Genomic DNA, 5,490 nt, shown 5'->3' on the forward strand with positions numbered 1-5,490 from the left:
ATTACTAATCAATTAATTAATGCTGATGCTAGTCTTGATTCACAGACGCTTAGAAAAATAGTTAGAGATATTATTATTATTTTCAATAGTAGAATGCTATAGACTTTAACTTTATTACTCTTTCAAAGTTATTATAATAACATAGCACTTTCTTAGCTATGAATCAATTAGAAAAATCATAAACACTTTTATGATCTTGTCATAATTTATTAATTACATTAAAAAATATCACTTTGATATTGCTAGTTGATTAATTTAATAATACTATCGTACGATTTAAATTTTTAATAAATAAATATCAAAAAACATAAAACAAAAAACACAACTTCTCATATAATTAACATTTACAACACATACTAATCAAATACTTTAAACTAAATTCACTAATAATCACCTATTTTTTAGTATAAAATAGTGTAAACTGACAAAAATCATATTTAAGAGTCACAATATAGACTACTTTTACATCAGTATTCTAAATTAAAAATTATGAAAAAATTATTACTTTCTTTTTTAGGAGCTGCTTTAATGTTTAGCGGTTCTACATTTGCTCAAGAAAAAGTTACTAGTGAAAAAGAAACTTACAAATGGCAAGTACGTTTACGTGGTGTAGGTGTTATTCCTCATAATAGAGCAGACATCTCAACAATAGGAGGTCAAATAGATATAAATAATAATTTTATACCAGAATTAGACTTCACATATTTCTTTACAGAAAACTTAGCTGCAGAATTAATTCTAGGTACTTCTAGACATACAGTAGGAACATTAGCTTCTGATTTGACTGCTGTTGGTTTAGGAAATAGTGTTAATGTTGATTTAGGAAGTGTTTGGTTATTACCTCCTACATTAATGTTACAATACCACTACCCAGTAACTGATAACTTTAAACCTTATGTGGGTGCTGGTGTGAACTATACTATTTTCTATAACGAGAAATCTGGTACAGCAAAAGATATTTCTTATGATAACAAATTCGGATGGGGATACCAATTCGGTTTTGATATCGATATTACAGATAAATTCTTCATTAACGTTGACTTCAAAAAATTATTCTTGAAAACAGATGTTACTGTTGATGTATCTAACCTAAATGGTGATCAAAAATTAGACATACCTGCAAAAGTTAAAATTGACCCTATGTTAATTGGATTTGGTGTGGGAATGCGTTTTTAATTATTTAATGAGATATTTTTTTTTACCACTCTTGTTTCGACAAGAGTGGTTTTTTGTTGCTTATATTTTTGCGATATTTGCCAACAAAAATGGTAAGTAAGATAACTTTTAAAGACATTAATAAATTAGCAATACCTGCAATTTTTTCAGGGATATCAGAATCCTTAATGTCTCTAACAGATATTGCTATCGTTGGTAACGTAAAAGAGAATAGTGTAGAAGCTCTTGCTGCAGTAGGTTTAGTAGGCTCTTTTTTATCTGCTATCATTTGGGTAGTCGCACAAACCAAAACTTCAATATCGGCTACGGTTTCACAACATTTAGGTGCAAAAAGATTATTTGCAGTAAAAACACTTGTGCCACAAGCCATTCTTTTCAACTTTTTGTTGAGTTTACTTCTATTTCTAATTACAACAATATTCGTTCACGAAATATTTGTTGCTTACAATGCCACTGGACTCATCTTAACTTATGCTAAGGAATACTACTTAATTAGAGCATGGGGATTTCCCTTAACATTGATCACTTTTGCACTTTATGGAGTATTTAGAGGAATGCAGAATACGATATGGTCGATGAAATGCAGTCTTGTAGGTGCATTACTAAATGTCATTTTAGACTATGTATTAGTATTTGGAATAGATGGCTTTATACCAGCTTTTCATATTAAGGGAGCGGCATATGCCAGTATAATTGCACAGTCAGTTATGCTAATAATGGCATTATATTACTTTTTTACTAAAACACCTTTTACTTTAAAAGTTAGAAAAACAATTAATCCTTCATTAAAACCATTAATTATAATGAGTTTTAATTTCATCATTCGCACCGCTACTCTTAACTTCGCTATATACCTAGCAAATGCTTATGCAACTGGATATGGCAAAAATTTCATAGCTGCTCAGAGTATTTTAATGAATATATGGCTATTCTTTTCATTTTTTATTGACGGCTATGCAAGTGCTGGAAATGCAATGTCAGGAAAATTATTAGGAGAAAAGAATTATAAAGCAATGTGGAAAATGAGCAAGGATATAAGTAAATACGCCATTATTATATCAATTATGCTGATAGCGATTTGCATGTTATTCTACAATCAAATAGGGCTTCTATTTAATAAGAATATAGAAGTATTAAAAGTGTTTATCTCTATTTTCTGGTTAGTATTAATTGTGCAACCGATAAATGCATTAGCTTATATATTTGATGGAATCTTTAAAGGGATGGGAGATGCAAAGTTTTTAAGAAACAACTTAATATTTGCTACATTCTGTGGTTTTATCCCAACATTACTTATTCTCGATTATTTTGGTTTTAAATTATATAGTATTTGGATTGCTTTTACTGTCTGGATGTGCCTTCGCAGTTTTCCTTTAATTTATATTTTCAAAAAGAACTATGTCAATAAGTAATAATGCAACAGTATTGCAAAGGTCTCCACTTACTATTTAAATCGATTCTATATACATAACTTTGTAAAGAACATTTAAAGTAAAAGTAATATGACGCAGTTTAATTCATCTTCAAATGAAGAGATAAATAAAACTTGTTCACATAATCATAATTCTAATAATATAAGCGACTGTGGACATAATCATGCTCATAGCCATGACGAAATGAGTAATAAGTATATTGTAATCGCAAGTTTATTACTATTATCTATTGGGTTATTTCTGACTTATATATTAAAAGCAGAATGGTTTTGTAACAATAAAACGCTACAAATTTTATGGTATGCAGTTGCATATATTCCTGTTGCTTTTCCCGTTTTGAAGGAAGCAACAAAACTTGCTCTTAAAAAAGACTTTTTTAATGAATTCTCTTTGATGGGAATTGCAACGATTGGTGCTTTTTTAATAGGTGAATATCCAGAAGGAGTTGCTGTAATGTTATTTTATACAATTGGTGAGCTATTTCAAGAAAAAGCAGTTAATAAAGCTAAAGGAAATATAAAAGCTCTATTAGATATTAGACCTAATGAAGCTACAGTGTATAGAAATAATCAATACATCGCTACGAAACCTGAAGACGTAAAAATTGGTGAAATCATTCAAGTAAAAGTTGGTGAAAAAATACCTTTAGATGGTGAGCTATTAACTGATAAAGGTAGTTTTAATACTTCTGCACTGACCGGTGAAAGTAAACCTTCTACTTACAAAAAAGGGAATACCGTTTTGACAGGAATGATCAACTTACAAAATGTAGTTGAAATCAAAACAACGAAATTATATAAAGATAGCTCGCTTGCTAAAATATTGCAGATGGTACAAGAAGCGAGTGCTAGAAAGGCTCCTACTGAGCTTTACATTAGAAAGTTTGCTAAGGTATATACGCCTATTGTATTTTTCTTAGCCGTAGCTGTAGCATTTCTACCAGCAATATTTGTTGAAGATTATAGTATAAAAGATTGGATATATAGAGCTCTTGTATTTTTAGTGATATCCTGTCCTTGTGCACTTGTTATTTCTGTACCCTTAGGTTATTTTGGAGGAATAGGCGCTGCCTCTAGGAATGGTATCTTATTTAAAGGATCCAACTACCTTGAACTTATGGCCAAACTAGACATCATAGTTATGGATAAGACAGGCACTTTAACAGAAGGAGTATTCAAAGTTCAAAAAGTAGAAACTAATATTGATGAAAGTAGTTTCACAGAAATTGTATCAGCTATAGAAAAGCAGTCAACCCATCCTATAGCTAAAGCTATCGTACAGACGTTTCCTACATTAAAGATTGCTACAAATGTTTCTGAAATTTCAGGTAAAGGCTTATATGGTCATGTGGATGAACAAAAAATACTAGTTGGAAACACAGCATTACTTAAACACTACAATATAACTTATCCTCATCATATAGATGATATCGTAGAAAGTATAGTAGTCGTTGCGCTAGACAACCAATACATTGGTTTCATAACAATAGCTGATCAAATTAAAACTGATGCTAAAAAAGCCATTGACTTAATGCATTCCGCAGGTGTAAAACAAACTATAGTATTGAGTGGAGATAAAGATTCAATAACACAAAAAGTAGCAAAAGAACTTAACATTGATAGTGCTTTCGGTGGTTTACTTCCAGAAGGGAAAGTAGCTCAAGTAGAAAAACTAAAAAAACAACACCCTAATTATGCCATAGCCTTTGTAGGTGATGGAATTAATGACGCTCCCGTTTTAGCTTTAAGTGATGTAGGAATAGCTATGGGAGGTTTGGGAAGTGATGCGGCTATAGAGACTGCAGATGTAGTAATTCAAACTGATCAACCTTCAAAAATAGCTACAGCTATGCAAATTGGTCGAGAAACAAGAAAAATAGTAATCCAAAACATCACACTTGCCTTAGTAGTAAAAATAATAGTTTTAATACTTGGAGCTGGTGGTGTTGCAAACATGTGGGAAGCAGTATTCGCAGATGTAGGAGTGGCATTACTGGCAATACTAAATGCAATAAGAATTCAAAGAATGAAATTTGTCTAAAAAGTAATTAAACGACACATATCATAAACATATTACAAATCAAAAAAGCGAGTTAGTATATAACTCGCTTTTTTAATACTATAACACTAATGAGAAACAGATATCCATTAACAAGAGGTATGACCAATGGACAAGTAATCAAAAACAAAAAGCTAATAGCTTGTTTCAACACTATCCTAACTTACAACAAGTATAAAACTTAGCCTCGCAACCTAAGAATTAAATATTACAAAACAACAGTTAAAAAAGTTGCTTATAGTAAATGTTTAAACACTAAATTAAAACAACTCAATACTATTATCAATACAATATAAATTAATTAAAAGACTACACTTAACTATTTTGACAACAGAAGTACCAGTGCTTCTGCTGAATCCTTTAAAGCAAAAATAAAAGCTTTCAGAGCCCAATTCAAAGGAGTGAAAGAGATTGGATTTCTTTCTATACAGATTAACCAAACTGTATACATAAACACAACTTTTAGGTTTGATCCCTAATAATCTCAGAAACATATTTAACCTAAAAATAGATAATTAAACTGCTATTACTAAGCTTGCTCATTGGTTTACTAATATTCAAAAGTCTTCTATCAAATACTTTAATACTGTTTTAAAGACTTTTAATATACACTATAACGAAATTATTAATTACTTTAATAATAGAAGTACAAATGCTTCTGCGGAATCCTTTAATGCGAAAATTAAATACTTCCGTATGATGTATAGAGGTGTGAGAGATAAGTCGTTTTTCCTTTTCAAATTGACCAAACTTTTTGCCTAGTCCTCAACTTTTGCACTTGATCCGCTTTAATCTATTGATAGATAATTCCAGACCAAATACC

Annotated in this window: 5 protein-coding genes; 4 read left to right on the plus strand and 1 reads right to left on the minus strand. The window is 30.5% G+C overall.

The features are described 5' to 3' along the window. Positions 1–489 precede the first annotated feature (489 nt). From RH98_RS14490 to RH98_RS14500, 3 genes are all read left to right on the plus strand, one after another. Complete coding sequence (locus RH98_RS14490) at positions 490–1,176, plus strand: OmpW/AlkL family protein (protein WP_010256868.1); 687 nt, start codon at positions 490–492, stop codon at positions 1,174–1,176. A gap of 89 nt (positions 1,177–1,265) precedes the next feature. Beyond that, complete coding sequence (locus RH98_RS14495) at positions 1,266–2,588, plus strand: MATE family efflux transporter (protein ID WP_010256872.1); 1,323 nt, start codon at positions 1,266–1,268, stop codon at positions 2,586–2,588. 90 nt (positions 2,589–2,678) lie between these two features. Then, positions 2,679–4,649 carry a heavy metal translocating P-type ATPase gene (locus RH98_RS14500; protein ID WP_010256876.1) on the plus strand — a complete coding sequence of 657 codons (1,971 nt, stop codon included), beginning with the start codon at positions 2,679–2,681 and terminating at the stop codon, positions 4,647–4,649. 337 nt (positions 4,650–4,986) lie between these two features. On the opposite strand, the gene RH98_RS16180 is transcribed toward RH98_RS14500, so the two are convergent. Continuing rightward, positions 4,987–5,118, minus strand: a complete 132-nt coding sequence (locus RH98_RS16180; protein WP_010256881.1) for a hypothetical protein — start codon at positions 5,116–5,118, stop codon at positions 4,987–4,989. A 74-nt stretch (positions 5,119–5,192) separates the two neighbouring features. On the opposite strand from RH98_RS16180, the gene RH98_RS15515 reads away from it, so the two are divergent. Further along, a complete protein-coding gene (locus RH98_RS15515; RefSeq protein WP_081498639.1) occupies positions 5,193–5,429 on the plus strand; it encodes a transposase in 237 nt (78 codons plus the stop codon). Positions 5,430–5,490: the final 61 nt, after the last annotated feature.

The organism is Myroides injenensis M09-0166 (assembly GCF_000246945.1).
GTDB lineage: Bacteria > Bacteroidota > Bacteroidia > Flavobacteriales > Flavobacteriaceae > Flavobacterium > Flavobacterium injenense.